Here is a 19,199-nt window from a genome sequence, read left to right as displayed (position 1 = left end):
TATGACCGAAAAAAAGCCCGTTTCCATCGTTTTATGCACTTATAATGGCGCTAAATATCTGCAGGAGCAGCTTGATTCAATCTTAGCACAGACCTATCCATTGCACGAAATCATCATTCAGGATGACGGATCGACTGATAACACATGGCAAATATTGGAAGAATACGAAGAAAAACATCCTCTCATACACATCTATCACAATGAAGGAACACACGGAGTCAATGCCAATTTTCTCTCAGCCATGCATCGAACGACGGGTGATTTCATTGCTATTGCTGATCAAGATGACATCTGGGAGGCTGATAAGATAGCCAATCAGATGACGACTATTGGTAATAAGCTCCTCTGTAGTGGGCTTACACGACCGTTTTCCACTGATGGTTCCTTCGCATACTTCGATAACAGACCACGTAACGTAAGCATTTTCCGTATGATGTTCCTCGGTCTTCCAGGGCACACCATGCTCTTCCGCCGAGAACTATTGCGTATGATGCCACCCGTAACACATCCTTTCTTCAACGTATCACTCTATGATGCAGCCCTCAGCATACTCGCTGCAAGCCACGACAGTATAGCTTTCTGCAACAAAGTATTGGTGAATTTCCGGCGACATGCCGATGCTACGACTTACAACGACTACAGTCGGAGTCTCCCTTCATGGCAGAATGGATTGTATGAATTGCTATGGGGACTACGCCACTACCACCAAGCGCGAAGCATAGCCCTTCCTATTTACAAAGGAAAGTTAACGTTCATGGAAGGAATAACAACCAATTACAACGATTTCATCGAAGCAAAAGCTATCATGAGACTTGAAACGAAGAAAGGATTATGGGCTTTTTTAAGACTACAATACCTACTAACAAAAAACCACCAAAGGTTGTTTCAGACCTCAGGTGGTAGCTTCATAAAGATGATTCGTGCATGGCTCTATCCCGTCATGCAACTGTATATGTATCATCATGCTCTACGCCGATGCAAATAAGCAAGACATTCCTTCAGCATTTGTGACCCAGACAGCTTCATAATAGCGAAATAAAGGATACCAGCAAGCAAGACACGTGCAACTAATAGCAGCACAAGATTACTGATAAAGACCGTTGAGAAGTAAGTAACGAGCATCACTGCAGCTGACACAAAGAGATAAGGACAGATGTCTTTCATGACATCAAACAATCGTAGACCTATCTCTTTCCCCGCAAAATACTGCCATACAAAGAGCCAAAGAACCGTGACAAGCGTATAGATACTGACCATAAACACGATTCCTTCACGATAACAAAGAATGACAAACACGATTTGTGCAACAATCAAAGCTATCGTGCACCACATGTAAATAACTGATTTTCCACGGCTGATGATAAGGTTTTGATACATTGTATAGAATGGTAAGAAGGCACCACTGATGCAAAGTATACGCAAAAGAGGGACACTCTCTGCCCATTTATCGGATATCAACAGTAAAATAAACTCATGTGAGATCATTGCAAGACCAAACATTGCGGGGAAAGCAAGGAAGGCTGTAAAGCGTAACATCTTACGAAAGACATTCACTTGACGCCCAGCATCACCGTTAACCTCCACCAAAACAGGTTGAGCGACCTGTGAAATGGTTCCTGAAACAAAGGTACTTGCCATCGTATCCCACTTAAAAGCCTGAGAAAAGTTGCCTACTGCCTTTGCAGAATAGAGTCTACCGAAGATAAATGTAAGTACATTCTGACTTATCGTATTGACCACTGTCGTTATAAGAATCTTATAACTAAAGGAAAACATATGCCGAATCGGCGTAAAATCAATATGGAAAGATGGTCGCCAAGGTATCAGAAAGAAACGTCCAAAGCTTGTCAACGTAATGTAAATAACCTGTTGCCAAGCCAAACTCCAATATGCATAACCACGAAAAGCCAATACAATTCCTACTACACCAGACAGTACAAGTGAAGAAACTCGTAACAACGTAGTCTCCCGAACCATCATGTTCTTAAACAAATATGCTGTAGGAGCAGTGCCGATAGCAGAGAAAAGTAAGGATACAAAGATAAAACGTGACAGCCCTATAAGTTCTTCATGATGGAAAAACGCTGCTATTAACGGAGCACAAAAGAACAACACAAGATAGGAAACCCAGCTCATAAGAGTACTAAACCAGAAGACTGCATTGTAATCTTTACCCGTAGGATGCTCCATATTTGCCAATGCTGAGGTAAAGCCACTCTCTTGTAAAGCACCAGCAACAGCAGTGAATACTGCCAACATTCCCACTAATCCATAATCGGATGGCGACAACAGACGTGCCAAAAAAACACCGATTATGATATTCAGGAGCTGCATCGTACCATTATTCAGTGCCCCCCAGAACAGTCCTTTGGCAGTTTTCTCCTTTAGAGTTTCCTTTTCCACACCTTTATATATATAATATCTTCTTGAATAAAAAGCATTGGTTTGCAAAAATAACGCTTTATTCTGATATGGGCAAATAGCAAAGAGATGAATTGAAGATGAAGCTTTCTCGTTTTTCATCATCAAGCCAATGATTGCAGCCTGATGACTGTTCACATCAACAAACATAAAGAACCAAAATAGGACCATCAGGACACAATGTAATATAAATTCGTATACTGAAAAACAATAGGTGCTCTTTTGCGTTGTAAAAGGTGCCCTTTTGATGAGTAAAAGATGCCCTTTTGCACCTCAAAAGGGCACCTTTTGCAATGCAAAAGGGCGTCTTTTACCAGCCTCTTTATAACCTTCTATAAATCAACAGCTTACAAAGTCACTTTTATCTACACCCAATCAACTTTCAATACACTCTCAAATGCTTTTTCTGTAAATACATTTCAAAAGGTAACACCTTATTTTAAAATAGTGAAAGACACAAGTATCAAGATAATAATAACAAAAAAAGCATCCAGTACAGGATGTTGAAGAAGAATCAAAACAGAGCAAGATATATATGAAAATTATTCAAATTTATATAAAAAGAAGCTGATCTTCCTTGTTTTTTTTATATATTTGCAGTCGTTTTTAAAAACGAAATTATCAATTCACAGGTATTAGTTTTATTAATATTGAGGACGACCACCCTCTTTTTTCATCAATAGTAATTAGGTTAAAAAGATTATATTATCATCAGGGGCTATACATATTGCTTCAAATAACAATCCAAAAATAAGAGAAAGATGCAGAAGACTACTTTTCTCCAACGCATGATTTGTGCTCTTATCTTGAGCCTATTATGCTTTGGTCCATTCTGCCTTCCCACATCAGCTCAAGAGCTTAACGGGGCAAAGGTTACACTCTCAATGCGCGATGCAACAGTAGAAACATTTGCAAATGAGGTTGCAAAACAGACAGGACTGAATGTTAAATTTGCCGATGAAGACGTCAAAACACTTACAGGTGTTACCCTTGACGTGCGCAATCAGTCTGTTTCAAGTTTGTTACTAAGCTTATCAAACCAGTTGCCATTTACCTATACAGTTGATGGTAACACACTGACATTTGCAAAGAAAGAACCTGTACAGCGTAAGAAAGGCATTTACGGTCAGGTAACTGATGTAAACGGTGACCCAATCATCGGTGCTATTATCCGAATAGATGGTGTTAACGGAGGATACACAACAGACATAAACGGTGAATATCAGGCACAAACCGACTTAAAAGAGGCACGGTTGACAGTGTCATACATTGGTTATAAGACCATTACGAGAACGGTAAAGAACGGTTCAGCAGCCAACTTCACTATGCACGAGGACACAAAAGAGATGCAGGAAGTGGTTGTAACGGGTTATCAAACCAAAAATAAAAACTCGTTCACAGGCTCACAGGTTTCTGTTACACGTGACCAATTAATGAACGTCGGTACGAAGAATGTGTTGCAAAGCATTGCAAACTTCGTCCCAGGTATGGTCATTGCCGATGACAACCTCAAAGGTTCCGACCCTAACAAGGTAGCAGAAATCAACATCCGTGGACGTGCAACATTCGAAGGACAAGCCAACACTCCTGTTTATGTCGTTGATGGTGCGCAGGTCACACCAGAGTATGTTGCCGACATGGACATGAATGATATTGAGACAGTCACCGTTCTTAAGGATGCATCTGCATCTGCTCTCTATGGTGCAAAAGCATCAGCTGGTGTCATTGTTATTACAACAAAGACCCTGAAAGGTGGTAAGTTGAAACTCAACTACAGTGGTACAGTCCGCCTGTCAACACCAGACTTACACGATTACCATCTATTGAATGCACGCCAGAAACTTGAGTATGAGCGGTTAGCAGGTCTGTTTACCGACTCAGATCCTACTCGTCAGTATCAATATGACTTGGATTATGCACGCATATATAATAACATTCAGAGCGGTGTTGAGACTGATTGGTTGGCAAAACCACTACGCAATGCCTTCTCACAGTCGCACAGTTTGAGTATTGATGGTGGTGATGAGCGCGCCAAATATAACCTTGGCGTACGTTACGGTAAGGATTCTGGTGTCATGAAAGGCTCCGATCGCACTCGTTTATCAACCAACTTCCGTTTGTCTTACAATGTTTCTGGTAAGTTCTTTGTATCAAACAGTTCTACGATCACATCCGTAACAAACAACGAATCACCTTATGGTGACTTCTCTGACTGGGTGAAAATGAACCCATATGAGAACCCATACGACGCTGATGGTAAGTTACGTTCTTCACTTTATCACGACATTTCGAACCCACTCTACGATGCATCACTCGGCAGTTATAACAAGACTAACACCTTAGACTTCCTGAATACGACATCACTTCAGTTGTGGTTCGGTGACAAGGTACGTCTGGATGGTGACTTTACCATTGACCGTAGCAAGCAAGACAGACGAATATTTACATCTCCATTCTCTTACTACGAGATCAGTAATAAGGCTGCTGACCAGCGTGGATCACTGTCAGATAACTGGACAAACGTCACTACATTGCAGGGAAAACTGATGCTTTCATACAATAATTACTTCTTTAAGAAGCTCTTCCTTACAGCTATGGGAGGTAGTAGTATGGAGTCAACTTCAACGGATGCAGCGGGTTATCGCTCTGTTGGTTTCTACTCTGACAAGCTCGGACACCCAGCTTTTGCAACATCATATGACGCTGGTACACATCCAAGTGGCTCTGACACAGAGACCAGAGGAGTTGGTTTCTTTGTGAATACCAATACCATTTGGGATAACAAATACTTCCTTGACCTCATCTATCGTTATGAAGGTTCATCACGTTTCGGTAAGAATAAACGCTTCGCACCATTCTGGAGCGTTGGTGGAGGATGGAATATTCACAATGAAAAGTTTATGAGTGGCTCACAGGTTCAGCTCTTGAAGCTCCGTGCAAGCATTGGTTATTTAGGTAATATCAACTTCAATCCATACCAAGCACTCACCACTTACAGTTACAACAGTGCTTACTTCTATGGTAAAGGAACAGGTGCCACACCTATTACTATTGGTAATCCAGACTTGAAATGGGAGCGTACTTTGAGTACAGATATCGGTGTTGACTTCACTGCTTTCCATGGTCGTATCGACTTATCAGCTGATTATTACATCAAGAATACAGACAACCTACTCCTCGATATCACCAAAGCGCCATCTGTAGGTGTGACCACTTCACGTGAAAACATAGGTGAAGTACAGAACACAGGCTTTGAACTTCGTCTGCGTACCTTCCCCATTCAAAACAAAGATTGGCAGTGGTCACTTGGTTTTACATATGCATATAACAAGAATAAGATCAAGAAGATCAGTAATGCTTTGCGTGAACAGAATGAGCAAAACCTGGCTAAAGGCGGTGTAGCTCCACTCCCTGTATACGAAGAAGGACAGTCATTGACAGCTCTGAAGGTTGTACCTTCAGCTGGTATCGACCCTGTAACAGGTCAGGAAATATTCATCAAACGTGATGGCAGCTATACCTTTGTGTATGATCCAAATGATAAAGTTATCTTCGGAGATACCAACCCTACAGGTATTGGTGCTATCAATTCATACCTTACTTACAAGCGTTTCGCGTTTAGTTGTTCCTTCCAATACTCTTTCGGTGGAGCCCTTTACAATGAGACATTGGCAACAAAGGTTGAAGGAGCAAACCCAAAATACAATGCTGATGAGCGTGTATTAAACGACAGATGGAAGACTCCTGGCACTGAAGCTAAGTATAAACGTATTGACGATACTGCTACTCCGTATCAAACATCACGTTTTGTACAGAAGAATAACTACCTACGTATGACCAGTTTGTCCTTCTCTTATGAGGTACCAACTACTTGGTTACAGAAATATGGACTGAAACGTATGTTCTTAGAGCTTCTTACCAACGACCTCTTCTACCTGTCAACAGCAAAGAGAGAGCGCGGTTTGAACTATCCATACGATAGAAGTTTCGAGTTCTCATTACGTTTCTCACTCTAAAATAAACAGCATGACAATGAATAAAATAGCAAAATACATAGGAATATCCATAGCCTTTACACTGCTTACTTCCTGCAATGACTTCCTGGATGTACAGCCAAAAGGACAGTTAACAGAGGGTGAAATGCTCGAAGACATCACGGGTTTCGAGGATGCTATGTTTGGTGTTTATGGCAAATTAGCCACTTCGAACCTTTATGGGGAGAACCTTTCATGGGGACTTGTCGATAAGTTAGGCCAGCAATTTGGCTATGATAACCCACAAGATGTGAGCTATTATCTTAATAGATATCAGTACACTAACCAACAAGCACGCCTGATGACAGATGCTGTTTGGAGCAATATGTACAATAACATAGCTAATGTTAATAACATCATAGCACACATTGACGGGATCAGTGAGGCTGCACAGGAACGAAAACTCATAAAAGGTGAGGCCTATGGACTGCGTGCTTTCATGCATTTCGACCTTGCACGCCTTTATTGTATAGACTATAGACGCAGCAATGATAACACTCTTGGCTTGCCATACTCTTTTGATTTCAATCTAAAGAACCGTCAACGCTACAATCTGTATGACACATTCACGCTCATTTTAAGGGACTTGAACAAAGCAGATTCCCTGTTATCAGATGATAATGATGTGACGTATGACAATACTTTCCAGCGTGATTATCACAAAGGACGTGTAATTCTTTTCAACAAATATGCCGTTAAAGCAACTAAAGCACGTGTATATTATGCGATGGGAAAATACACCGAAGCGGTACAGAATGCACGTGAAGTCATCAATGCAACACAGAACTTCAAGCTGAATACCAGCACAACGATTGACTCTGTTATGCGCTTTCCAGCAAGCAAAGAGATGATTTTCGGTGTCTATGCAGCCGACCGTTCAACCTCTATTCGTACAACGTTCCTCCGTTCAACAGGGCAAGGAAACTTTACCGAAGGGCGTCGAGACACGCGTAGTCTCTATGAGACCGATCGCTTCACAGCGCTCAGTTCCGACTTGCGTTACAATGCTTTCTACAGAGAAAACGCATCTGGAGCATCTTCAAGCTTCAGCTTTATCCGTCTGATTCAGAACGATGCCGAAGCAACAAGAGGTGTATTAAAAGGTTTCGTATTGATCAGTTTGCCAGAGATGTACTACATTCTGAGTGAAAGTCTTTATGATACGGACAAGACTGAAGCAATAAATCTCCTCAATCAGGTAAGAAAGAGCAGAGGATTAGGCAATGTTGATGCTGCAAATGTAGCAACACGTGAGCTCTTTGAACAGGAGATGATGCGTGAACGTATGCGTGAATTCCCTGGTATGGGACAAACGTTCTATGCCTTGAAGCATTACAACCGTAGCTTTACTGACTTTAGAAATATCGACACTTATCAGCCTTCTGATGCGATATTCAAACTCCCATGGCCTGACAGAGAGAACGAATACGGCGACGAAAAAGTATATAAACTTCAGAACTAAACATCAAGACAAATAAGAAACAGACGTCTAAAGGATATCATTATGAATAAATCAAGAAAGAAAATGATGATAAAATTCTTCGCAATAGGGCTGATAGCCCTGGTTGGTCAGGCTTGTTCGGGCATTGACTATGACGGAGAATATTCAAAGGAAGGGTATTTTGAAGGAGGAAATCAAGTGTACTTTGACCTCCAGAATACCACCGACACACTATATAACTATTCATTTGGAACGCAGCCAACCAGTGTTACAACCGACACTGTAAACGTCAAAGTGAAGATTGCTGGTGTGAAGAAATCACAGCCACAGCACTTCAAAGTGCTTGTTGACCCAAGTAGTTCTGCAAAGGCTGGTGTACACTTTGTTGCACTCGACAGTATTCTTACTGTACCAGCAGACAGTCTCACGGCATCTTTCCCAGTAGTATTGATGCGTCAGAACCTCAGTGAGACACAGAACGACAACATTAGATTGATACTCCTTCTCAAGCCAACTGATGATTTAGGAACACGCTTCCCAGACAAAACAAAGAGGATTATCGCATTCAATAACGTTCTTGAGAAACCTGATTGGTGGGATATGCCACTGCTAAGTTCTATGGGATTACCTGCTTATACACCTGCAAAATACAGAATGTTATTATCCTTCTATGACTCAGATGCCAATAAATTGGTAAAGGCAATACGAAACAACAGAAGTTGGACTGAGCTTTACAGGAACATACAAAAGGTGGTAGCTTACTTCAGAGCACACCCAGAATAGATGCATTCATCCGTATATTGAAGGTTTCGGATTGCTGTTTAACGTTGTTCTACACTATCTTTCATGTATAAAGAAACACTGAACAAATAGCTAAGGGGCAACCAGAACAAATGGTGCTAAGCATGAACACCACCCGTGCGGGGCATCCGCACCAATGGAGATGACGCCCCGCACATGACGTGCTAAGCATGAGCACAAAACGAGACCAATACTTTTAAAAGTCAATAAGACCATAAACTTGAACAAGAAAAGATATGATCATGATAAAGAAATATTTATATCTCCTTGCTGTATCAGCCTTGTTATTCTCGTCCTGTATCAAGGATGACTCAACAACTGGCGGCAATACGGTTTCTGAAATAAGCCTTCAGACACCCTTAAACAGTATATATACGCTCAACCAAGGTGACACACTGAAGATTAATCCTACGGTGTTACAGAGCAATGGTCAGCAACCTCTGAAGTACGAATGGGAAGTAAACCACAAGTTAATATCGAACGATACGAAGCTTGTTTATCCATGCAAAAGCTCCGGAGAGTACACGGCTCGCTTGCGCATCAGCAACGGAGAGAATATCAAGATATATGAGTTCAAGGTAAACGTTGAGTACGCTTACACAAAAGGTATCTATCTTCTGGCTGATGACAACAGCCATGCTATTTTGTCATACGTACCGACTGAAGATACCCAAAAGAACTTCCACTTAGACATTCTGGCTGAAAACAACCCAAATATCACCTTTGGTGAACCATGTTCTATGACATGGAACAAGACTATAGGCAGTCAGAAACAAGACGTTCTGCTCATAGCTGCAGGCAATCCTTCAACGCTTTATCAGCTTGATGGATATGAAATGGTATCTCTGTTCAAGACTGCTGTAGGAGAAAAAGTAACACAATTAGAGGCAAGTTCAGACAACAGTACACCCAAGACTATGGTTATTACGAACGATAACCTGTACTCTGTAGCGCTGAATTCAACCACTATCTTCTCACAGACATCACGTTTTACCAATGCAGTTAATGGCTCTGTAACACTATCTAACTACATGACCCCATGGTGGAGGGATGATCTTTTCTATGCACATGGTGATGCTTACTTCGACAATGCACATGGTTCACTGCTGGCAATGGCTATCGAGAACTCTTCAGTACCAGCTGAAATACTGAAAGGAACCTTCACTGGTGACACCTTAGTGGGTATGGGTAGCGTAAATAAACAGCGTAATATGGCGCTTATCACTTGTCAGAAGAGTACTGGAACATACTATTTCACATATATTCTTCCAGGATATTTCTCATCAGATGCTACTAAACGCATCGCATCAAACGTTATTTACCATATTGCTATGCCTGCTTCAACAGGTATAAGCAATGGGGCTATCGTGCGATCTGCACGTAGTAAGAACATAGTTTACTACACAAATGGTAACAATGTCTATGCTCATAATGTCCTTGCAAACGGTACTTTCCCTACAGCTCCACTGTTCTCGGTAGGTAATAGTACGGAAAATATTGTTGATATGGTCTTCTCTGACGATGACAATCTCATCTATATAGCAACGAATGATTCCTCAAATGCTATGCAAGGAAGTCTTTATTGCTACGATACACAGACCAATGCACTGCGTTGGTCGAAGCAACATATCACTAAGAAGATTGTGAAAGCACTATACAGAAACAAATAAACACACAAATGATAGGAATGAATTTCTCGTTTAAGAAATCAACAATAGGAGGAGCATTACTGCTTCTCCTTGCATTGCAAAGTACAGTTGTAAAGGCTGATGACGACAAATCGAAGTCGAAACCTAAGAAAGAGACGAAGTATGACAGGCTCTTTAAGGACAAGAAGGTGGAGACTGCACGTAGTAAATTCATCACAGTTTACAAGCTGGACAATAAGATTTACTTCGAGCTTCCACGTACATTGCTCAAGAAACAGATGTTACTTGGAGGGAGAATAACCTCTACAACCGATCCAACAACAGTCACAGTAGGGTCTACAAGCTCCAATCCAGTACTGTTTTACTTTGATATCCAGGACAGCTCTGTCGTGATGAAGACACCTAATAACGTTCTTTTCCAAGACAATGCACCATCAAAAGACCTTGAAGGGGCGTTATCACAGAACTACCGTGACGGTATTTGGCAAGGATTTAACATCTTAGCATACAACAATGACAGTACTGCTGTGGTCTTTGATGTCACCTCTCTCGTTGGTAAACCAACAAGTCTGATACCCGTAATGCCAACACGAAACGGTAATTATAGCATAAAAGCAACTCCAAAGTCAGAACTTTCGTTCATTCGTGGCATAAAGAGTTTCGATACAAACCTTGCTATTAACAACGATTTCACTTATGGAATATCAACCTCTTTGATGTCTATGCCTATCGGAGGAGAGCGCCCTACGACAGTAGGAGTATGTTATAGCGTAACACTTTTACCAGAGTCAGCAATGCGACCACGCATCATGGACTCTCGCATAGGTGTTGATTATTCTGTCCGTTTAGGTATTCCTAAAGAGGGAGGAAGTACCAAACGCATCTTCTTCTCTCACCGTTGGAACCTCATTCCCAGTGATAAGAAGGCTTATGCAAAGGGAAAACTAACTACACCTGTCAGTCCAATTCGTTTCTATATAGATAATACTTTCCCTGAATCATGGAAGAAACCAATCCGTGAAGGTATCCTTGAATGGAACAAAGCCTTTGAGAAGATTGGCTTCAGAAACGCAATAGAAGTAGTAGACTTCCCTCAGAAGCAATCTGATTTCGACCCAGATAACATTCAATATTCCTGCATTCGCTACATTCCAAGCGGTTCTTCATCAGAACCAACAAGTAATATTCATGTCAATCCCAATACTGGTGAGATCATGAATGCCTCTATGTTCATCTATTCTGACGTAGAACGACTGCTGCATAAGTGGCGTTTTATTGAAACAGGAGCCGTTGATCCTTCTGTTCGAAGCAATCGTCTGTCAGCCGAGAAGTTTGCAGAAGGACTGAAGATGTTGGTCATGAAAGAGACAGGCAGCATGCTTGGACTACAGAATAACCTTGGTGCTTCATTCACTTATCCTACTGATTCTTTACGTAATGCACGCTTTACGACAACTATGGGACTTGCTCCTTCTGTCATGGATGACGTACATTATAATTATGTTGCACAACCTTCTGACCGAGGTGTACGCCTAACACCAACGGGATTGGGTATGTATGACTACTTCACCATCAACTGGAACTATCGTTATTTCGATACAGATAATGTGTCAATCAATGAAGAGAAGAATACACTTGAGGCTTTTGTCGACAATAAAGTGATGAATCCTCGTCTTCGTTATTACGCTGAACGCAACGGAAAATGGGACCCTCGGGTACAAGCAGGAGCACTTGGTAACGACATGATTGCCACAGCAGAACTTGCCAACAAGAACTATTCTATTGTTGAAAGCAACCTTTCTAAGTGGATAAAGAACGACGAAGACACACGTATCAAAGATAAACTCTACCTACAGATAGCACAGAACCGTTATGCAGCATTCAAACAAGTGCTAAGCAATGTTGGTGGTATGTACATCAATAATATGAAGATTTCTTCTGGAGTACCACAGTATCAGGTCGTACCAAAGGATCTTCAGCGCCGCTCTTTCCTATGGAGTCTGCAGCAAGCAATGAGCATTAGCAAGTATGCTAACCGCAACTACGAGCGCAAAGGCTTCTTGTCTGTTAGTTATTATGACCAGACTTTGGAGTTCATGGGGTACGACTTACTTGCTGCACGCTTACGTGTTGCAGTGACATCTTACCTGAATCCAAACAGTTATACACAGAAAGAATACTTTGATGATATGTATAATGCTATCTTCAACAGTGTCATTCAGATGCGTGCACCATCCCAAGGAGAGCGTATTATGCAGCGAACATTCATGAACTATGCGCAGAATGCTGTCTCAAAGGCTACAGGTAATGGTGGCGCAGCAGGTGGTTCATCATCAGGAGCAGCATTGAAAAACAATGAAGACATCGGTGCCACACCAGGATTTGGAGACCCTTCACAGAGTCTTGTACCAGCTGTTGACATCACACTTGCCGACAACTCTGAGCTCTACTTCTATAATTGCTTGCAGAAACTAAAGCCTGCATTGGAGAAATGTCTGAAGAATAATCTCCCAATAGCAGCACGAACACACTACGAAATGTTACTCTTCAAACTCAATAAGACAATGGAGGTGAAGCAATGAGGAAAGCATCTGTATTATCAATGAGATCAGTTCACGTAACTGTTATCGCTCTGGGCTTCTTGAGTCTGTCAATGTCTGCACAGGCTTTCCCGTTCTTTAAGAAGAAAAAAAAGAACACTAAGACTACCACTGAGACGGTAAAGAAGGATGCCTATGAGCGTATCCTGACTGAGGAAAAGACTGATTCAGCAAGAGGACCATTCGTCTCTCTCTACAGAACAGGTGAGAAACTGCTTGTCGAACTGCCACCATCATCTATCGGACGTGATATGCTTATCGGTGCAACAGTATCATCTGTTTCCAGCCCACAGTTCGCAGAATTGGGCACACGTGCTGGCTCTGTAACACACATACGCTTTGTAGAGAAGGACAGTTCCATCGTCATGCAGGCGGTTAATTCCGAACTGTTGGATGCACTTCCATCACCAAAAGCCAGCCAGGCAGAAGCAACCAACTATCGGGATCTTGACCTTTATGCTTTCCCTATCAAAGCAAGAAACAAGAAAACGGGGGGTATTCTTTTCGATGCTTCATCCTTTTTCCTAAGAGAAAGTAAATATTTCCCTGTCATAACAAAGATAGCTGGCCCATATAGAGTGGATGCTGAGCTGAAGCCAGAATGGATAAAAGTGACTGCTTTGAAGTCATTTGAGAGCAATGCCTGCATCAAAATGGAACGTAACTACGTTGCTAACATGTCAGGAAACAGCGGTAATGTGGCTATCAGTAACCAACCAGTATCCATTGGTGTAGAGTTTACTTTGGCCTTATTGCCTAACGAAAAGATGACACCACGCCTGGGTGACATACGTATTGGATACTTCCTCACGCCGAAGTCTGTTGTCAATGACGGACTGATTGAGCATGCAAGCTTCATCAACCGGTGGCGTGTTGAACCTAAGGACACGGCAGCTTACTTTGCAGGAAAGCTGACCGAGCCTGTAAAACCGATTGTTTATTATATCGATAATAACTTCCCTTCACTGTGGAAGAAGGCCATTAAGAATTCCGTTCTACGATGGAACAGAGCTTTCGAACGTATCGGTTTCAAAGATGTTATGCAGGTTAAGGACTTCCCAACGGATGATCCTAACTTCGATCCAGACAACTTTAAATACTCTTGTATCCGTTACTTGCCTACAGCAACAGAGAATGCTATGGGACCATCATGGGTCGATCCACGTACAGGTGAGATTATTACGGCTACCGTTTTGGTCTATAATGACGTTGTAAACGTTATCAATAGCTGGCGTTTTATACAGACTTCACAGCTTGATCCAGCTGCCAGAACACTGGATATGCCCGACAGTATTGTTGCGTCAACATTGGAATATATCGTAGCACATGAGGTAGGTCACACCCTCGGTTTGATGCATAACATGGCTGCATCTGCAGCCATTCCGACCGATTCTCTGCGTTCTGTAGACTTCACACATAAGTATGGAACAACGGCATCCATCATGGATTATGCCCGTTTCAACTATGTTGCACAACCAACAGACAAGGGAGTATCACTCACTCCACCGTTCTTAGGCGTGTATGATGAGTATGCGATCGACTGGGGATACCGTGTTTTCCCTCGTTCAAAGGGTTTCCGTGACGATATAAAGCCACTACAGGCAATGGTTGCAGCACATGAAAATGACCCCATGTATCGATATGGACTGCAACAGTCACGCTATCGTTATGACCCAACAGCCATAGAAGAGGATCTGGGTGATGATGCTGTGAAGTCGAGTACATACGGTCTTAAGAACTTAGAGTACATACTTCACCACTTCGACGAGTGGATTCCTGATGGTGCAGATGGTGTTCGCAAAGCAAAACTCTATCGTCAGATGGTGTCGCAAGCCTATGGTTATTCACGTAACGTGTATGCTGTAATAGGTGGAATCAAGCTTTTCCAGACGACAGAGTCCTCTGGTCTGCCACGTTATCAAGTAGTCTCTAAGGAGAAACAACGTGAAGCAGCTTTGTGGTTACTGCAAGAAGCACATAAATTTGGCCATCGCGGCATAGCAAGTATTGAGGATCGACTCCCACAAGTGAACTCTCATCCTTATAAGACACTGGCTAGTGGCATACAGGAGATGGCACTCTCTGCCACTGCTCGCCTAGCATTGAGCTATTATGCAGACTCCACTTCTTATTCACCATTGGAATATAACGAGGACATATATAATAATGTGTGGGGCAAAACAATGACTGGCAATGAGTCACTTGACGATGATGACCTTGCCATGCAACGCATATATGTGGACCGACTCTCTACAAATGTCAACGAAATAAAGCAGATTGGAAAGGTACGCAGTCTACGTGACGACAAGAAAGATGTGGCTTTCCTCGGTTTCGGAACAGGTTACGGAGAGCCTGATACCATGTGGATGGAAACAATAGACCGTACATCGGAATATATCTTCCACTATGCACTTAAGTTACAAAAGCTACTTAAAGAGCGTATCACCACAACACGTTCGCCGGCTATAAAGTCACATTACGAACTAATGTTTGCCCGAGTTCAGAAATATTTTAATTCATAAGAAACAGTATTCTAAGGCGGTTGGATGAGTTTCCAACCGCCTTTTTTCATGCTTTTAAGCCTAAATCCTAACAGAGAAAGACATGATTCTATTGTCTTACATTCTACTATCACTTGTAAGACACACCAGTCTTTTGTAAAAAGTATTCACAATAGCAAAATAATAGATGCTCTTTTGCAATGTAAAAGACGCCCTTTTGCATTGTAAAAGGTGCCCTTTTGAAGTGTAAAAGGGCATCTTTTAGATGGTAAAAGGGCACCTTTTGAAAGCCTATTCGTAACCTATTGACTAGCAAAAGGTTACAAAGACACAAATAACACAGAAAAGATTATATGCCAATTTACACCCCACTCCACTTTGTAAAGTAAATTCTCATACTCATAGTGATGGTCCACTTGAAGCTAACTCTGAATCATTCTGAGAAAGAAGTCACCCTTATCAAGGAAAAACTTCACGCAAAAGAAAGGATAACCCATGCATCTTTATATTCAAATAGAGGGATGTTGAAGATGGAGGAAACAACTATTCCAAGCCTCACTCAGCTTGGTATACAACAAGAAAACGTATATGCAACTATTCTATTGATAGCCATAATTATCAAGTCTATGTGCTAATCACCTTTGAACGAGTAGGAGATTCTTATCAATAAAAGAAAGATATATAGCTTTGAAACAGACATATAATCCCCTACTTCAGTATAGTTTACATTCTATTAGAGCATCAGGTAATAAACTATTTATTAACCTATTATAGACTATAATATAATAAGTGCCATGTTATTTCACACATAAACATGAGGGAATCCTACTTTATAATACTCCTATTCATGGTTCTTTTCCCACCTTTGCACAAGATATTGGTTTCGAGAATATCAACATGGAATGAGCATTTATCATAAGCGTTAACACCATTACTAAGCCTGACGCAGGCGTCTTGTGTAGTCTTCCACATATTTAATTAGTAATAAGAACAAGGGAAATCATAAAGTTTTATTATCTTTGCAACATCTATAACAGCAAAGAATGATAGAGACTTTCAATACAGGAGAGACCCAAGAGACACTTCGGAACGATTATAATCCAGACGGATCTGTGCTAAGACGTGCACAACTCCGACTGCTTGACATGGCTATCTATTTGCAAGAGACAGCAAAAAAGATTGGTGTTCCATGCCGTCTTGACGGTGGAAACGTACTGGGAGCACTGCGTCATGGGGGCTTCATCCCATGGGATGATGATATAGACATGGTCGTTAGTCAAAAGGATTTCAAACGACTTTGTGACTATATGAAGGCACATCCACACCCTCAATATGTTCTGCAAGACAATGATACAGACCCTGGCTTTTACAAAGAGTGGGCTTGCTTGCGCGATTTAAAGAGTGAAAACCGCAGTCATGAAGCCAACAACAGTGAGAATCGACATGTACATGAGGCACAAAAATACAGAGGATTACACATTGATATCTTCCCATATGAAGGTTATATGATTCCATGGTTGCAGCATCTTGCTGCTAAACTCTCTGTTAATGTCAACCTGAAGTTTGCCGGTCGACACCCTATATTGGCACAGATAAGTTATAAATTCCTGCACCATATAGTCTTTCCAAGTTTCCGATGGATTGGTAGAATATTTGGTAATCCAGACCTTTACATGCACTCTTATGGCGCATGGTTCTATGAGCAAAACCCTCGTCGATGCATGATTCCACACAAAGATATCGTCTTTGAAGGGTACACTTTCGAAGGTCCGGCAGACCCTGACGAACTTTGTCGCATTGCTTATGGCAATTACATGGACCTACCACCAAAGGATAAAAGAGACCGCCATAAGGTGGATGTGATATTCAAATAAGGTTTAAACTATTTATTAATAACCAGACATCTCTTAACTTCACATAACTTCTTTACCCCTTTTAACTTCGTAAGAAAATGAATATTGCAGTAATATTTGCAGGAGGCTCTGGGCTTCGGATGCACACTAAGTCACGCCCAAAGCAGTTTCTCGACCTCAATGGGAAGCCAATTATCATCTATACGTTGGAATTATTCGACAATCATCCTGGTATAGACGCTATCGTTGTTGCGTGTATTGAGAGCTGGATTCCGTTCCTTGAGAAACAACTTCGTAAGTTTGAGATAAACAAAGTAGTGAAGATTGTACCTGGAGGGGAGTCTGGGCAGGCATCCATCTATAATGGTTTGTGTGCAACAGAAGCTTATATTAAAAGTAAGAATGTAGCACCTGACGATACAACCGTCCTCATTCACGATGGTGTCCGACCACTCATCACGGAAGAAACCATCACTGACAATATCAATAAAGTGGATGAAGTTGGCAGTTGCATCACATGTATTCCTGCCACAGAGACTCTTGTTGTGAAGCAGCATGATGGGTCTTTAGAGATCCCATCACGGGCAGATTCTCTGATAGCACGTGCCCCACAGAGTTTCCTTCTATCAGATATTCTCACGGCACATAGGCGTGCCATTGATGAAAAAAAGAACGATTTCATCGATTCATGTACAATGATGAGCCATTATGGATATAGACTTGGGACTATCATTGGGCCTATGGAGAACATCAAAATCACAACACCAACCGACTTTTTCGTACTCCGTGCAATGGTAAAAGTCCACGAAGATCAACAGATATTTGGGTTGTAAAGGACCACAACATAGCTATGACGCATAATAAGACATTAGAAGAAGACATTAAAACGTTTGCCAATAGCTTTGCATTAAGCAAAGAATTGGAGGGCAAGAAGATTGTCATAACAGGTGCAACAGGACTATTAGGATCCTGTATGGTACGTTGTCTGCTATCCTTATACAGAGAGAAAGGAATTCAATTACATGTCATTGCCGTTATAAGAGACCCACAGAAAGCTGTTGCAATGTTTGGTGAAGAATGCAAAGAGATAACCTATTATGAGTACGATTTCTCCTCTTCAGAACCATTTTTACCATCCAATTCAGCAGATTATCTATTCCATTTTGCTGCACCTACTGCTTCAAAAGACTTCATAGATAAGCCTGTAGAAACGATGAATACGGTATATTATGGAATGCAAAACGTCCTTTCATATGCTCAGAAAGCAAACCTGACATCTGTTGTCTTAGCATCAACCTTAGAGGTATATGGCACTGTAACTGATGATAGTCGACCACTTACTGAAGATATGCAAGGCTATCTCAACCCAATGTCAGCCCGAAGTAGCTACCCATTAGCAAAGAGAGCAGCTGAAGCATTGTGCCATAACTATGCAAAAGAGTACGGAACACCCGTTAAAGTAGCACGGTTAGCCCAGACATTCGGTGCAGGAGTCAGCAAAAACGACAACCGTGTCTTTGCACAATTTGCCCGAAGTGTTATCAATAATGAGGACATTATCCTGCATACAACTGGCAATCTCTGTCGGTGTTACTGCTATACGATGGATGCAATCACTGCTATGCTTTACGTTTTGTTGCGTGGAAAGGATGGTGAAGCATATAATGTAGCGAATGAAAAGACATACATCTCCATCCGAGACATGGCTGAATTCGTTGTAAAAAACTTCAATCCAGAGAGAACAAGAGTAGTAATACAACCACAAGAAGGCTTAGGTTATTCACCAACAACAAAGCTTCGTCTTAGTGCAGAACGTATCATTCAACTGGGTTGGAAGCCCTATTACGGGTTAAAAGAGATGTTTAATCGACTGATAACCTCCATGAAAGAGGAGTAGAC

11 protein-coding genes are annotated in these 19,199 nt (G+C 41.6%); 10 read left to right on the top strand and 1 reads right to left on the bottom strand.

Going from position 1 to position 19,199, the window contains the following annotated elements:
- The first annotated feature begins 1 nt into the window (after position 1).
- The gene (locus ACZ48L_RS07345) at positions 2 to 985 is read left to right on the top strand and encodes a glycosyltransferase (protein WP_025792792.1); all 984 of its coding nucleotides are present in this window, start codon (positions 2 to 4) and stop codon (positions 983 to 985) included.
- On the opposite strand, the gene ACZ48L_RS07340 is transcribed toward ACZ48L_RS07345, so the two are convergent.
- Positions 961 to 2,403: a lipopolysaccharide biosynthesis protein gene (locus tag ACZ48L_RS07340; protein ID WP_219446117.1), complete on the bottom strand. Its 1,443-nt coding sequence runs from the start codon at positions 2,401 to 2,403 to the stop codon at positions 961 to 963. The genes ACZ48L_RS07345 and ACZ48L_RS07340 overlap by 25 nt on opposite strands.
- Positions 2,404 to 3,182: 779 nt before the next feature.
- On the opposite strand from ACZ48L_RS07340, the gene ACZ48L_RS07335 reads away from it, so the two are divergent.
- The 9 genes from ACZ48L_RS07335 (at position 3,183) to ACZ48L_RS07295 (ending at position 19,197) form a co-directional block, all read left to right on the top strand.
- The gene (locus ACZ48L_RS07335) at positions 3,183 to 6,437 is read left to right on the top strand and encodes a SusC/RagA family TonB-linked outer membrane protein (RefSeq protein WP_025792791.1); all 3,255 of its coding nucleotides are present in this window, start codon (positions 3,183 to 3,185) and stop codon (positions 6,435 to 6,437) included.
- A 16-nt stretch (positions 6,438 to 6,453) separates the two neighbouring features.
- Positions 6,454 to 7,917 (top strand): RagB/SusD family nutrient uptake outer membrane protein, encoded by a 1,464-nt coding sequence (locus ACZ48L_RS07330; protein WP_025792790.1) that lies wholly within the window; start codon positions 6,454 to 6,456, stop codon positions 7,915 to 7,917.
- Positions 7,918 to 7,959: 42 nt separating this feature from the next.
- Entirely contained in the window at positions 7,960 to 8,679 is a 720-nt protein-coding gene (locus ACZ48L_RS07325) for a DUF4843 domain-containing protein (protein WP_314694326.1), read from the top strand.
- A gap of 260 nt (positions 8,680 to 8,939) precedes the next feature.
- Positions 8,940 to 10,367, top strand: a complete 1,428-nt coding sequence (locus ACZ48L_RS07320) for a PKD-like domain-containing protein (RefSeq protein WP_025792789.1) — start codon at positions 8,940 to 8,942, stop codon at positions 10,365 to 10,367.
- A gap of 8 nt (positions 10,368 to 10,375) precedes the next feature.
- On the top strand, positions 10,376 to 12,928 hold the full coding sequence (locus ACZ48L_RS07315) for a zinc-dependent metalloprotease (protein ID WP_464721981.1): 2,553 nt from the start codon (positions 10,376 to 10,378) through the stop codon (positions 12,926 to 12,928).
- Between the two features lie 20 nt (positions 12,929 to 12,948).
- A complete protein-coding gene (locus tag ACZ48L_RS07310; RefSeq protein WP_464722035.1) occupies positions 12,949 to 15,468 on the top strand; it encodes a zinc-dependent metalloprotease in 2,520 nt (839 codons plus the stop codon).
- 1,022 nt (positions 15,469 to 16,490) lie between these two features.
- The gene (locus tag ACZ48L_RS07305; RefSeq protein ID WP_025792787.1) at positions 16,491 to 17,321 is read left to right on the top strand and encodes a LicD family protein; all 831 of its coding nucleotides are present in this window, start codon (positions 16,491 to 16,493) and stop codon (positions 17,319 to 17,321) included.
- 77 nt (positions 17,322 to 17,398) lie between these two features.
- Positions 17,399 to 18,133, top strand: a complete 735-nt coding sequence (locus tag ACZ48L_RS07300; protein ID WP_025792785.1) for an IspD/TarI family cytidylyltransferase — start codon at positions 17,399 to 17,401, stop codon at positions 18,131 to 18,133.
- Between the two features lie 17 nt (positions 18,134 to 18,150).
- Entirely contained in the window at positions 18,151 to 19,197 is a 1,047-nt protein-coding gene (locus tag ACZ48L_RS07295; RefSeq protein WP_464721980.1) for an NAD-dependent epimerase/dehydratase family protein, read from the top strand.
- The last annotated feature ends 2 nt before the right edge of the window (positions 19,198 to 19,199 follow it).

It is taken from the genome of Prevotella histicola, from assembly GCF_055385135.1.
This window is presented reverse-complemented; position numbering and strand designations above follow the sequence as displayed.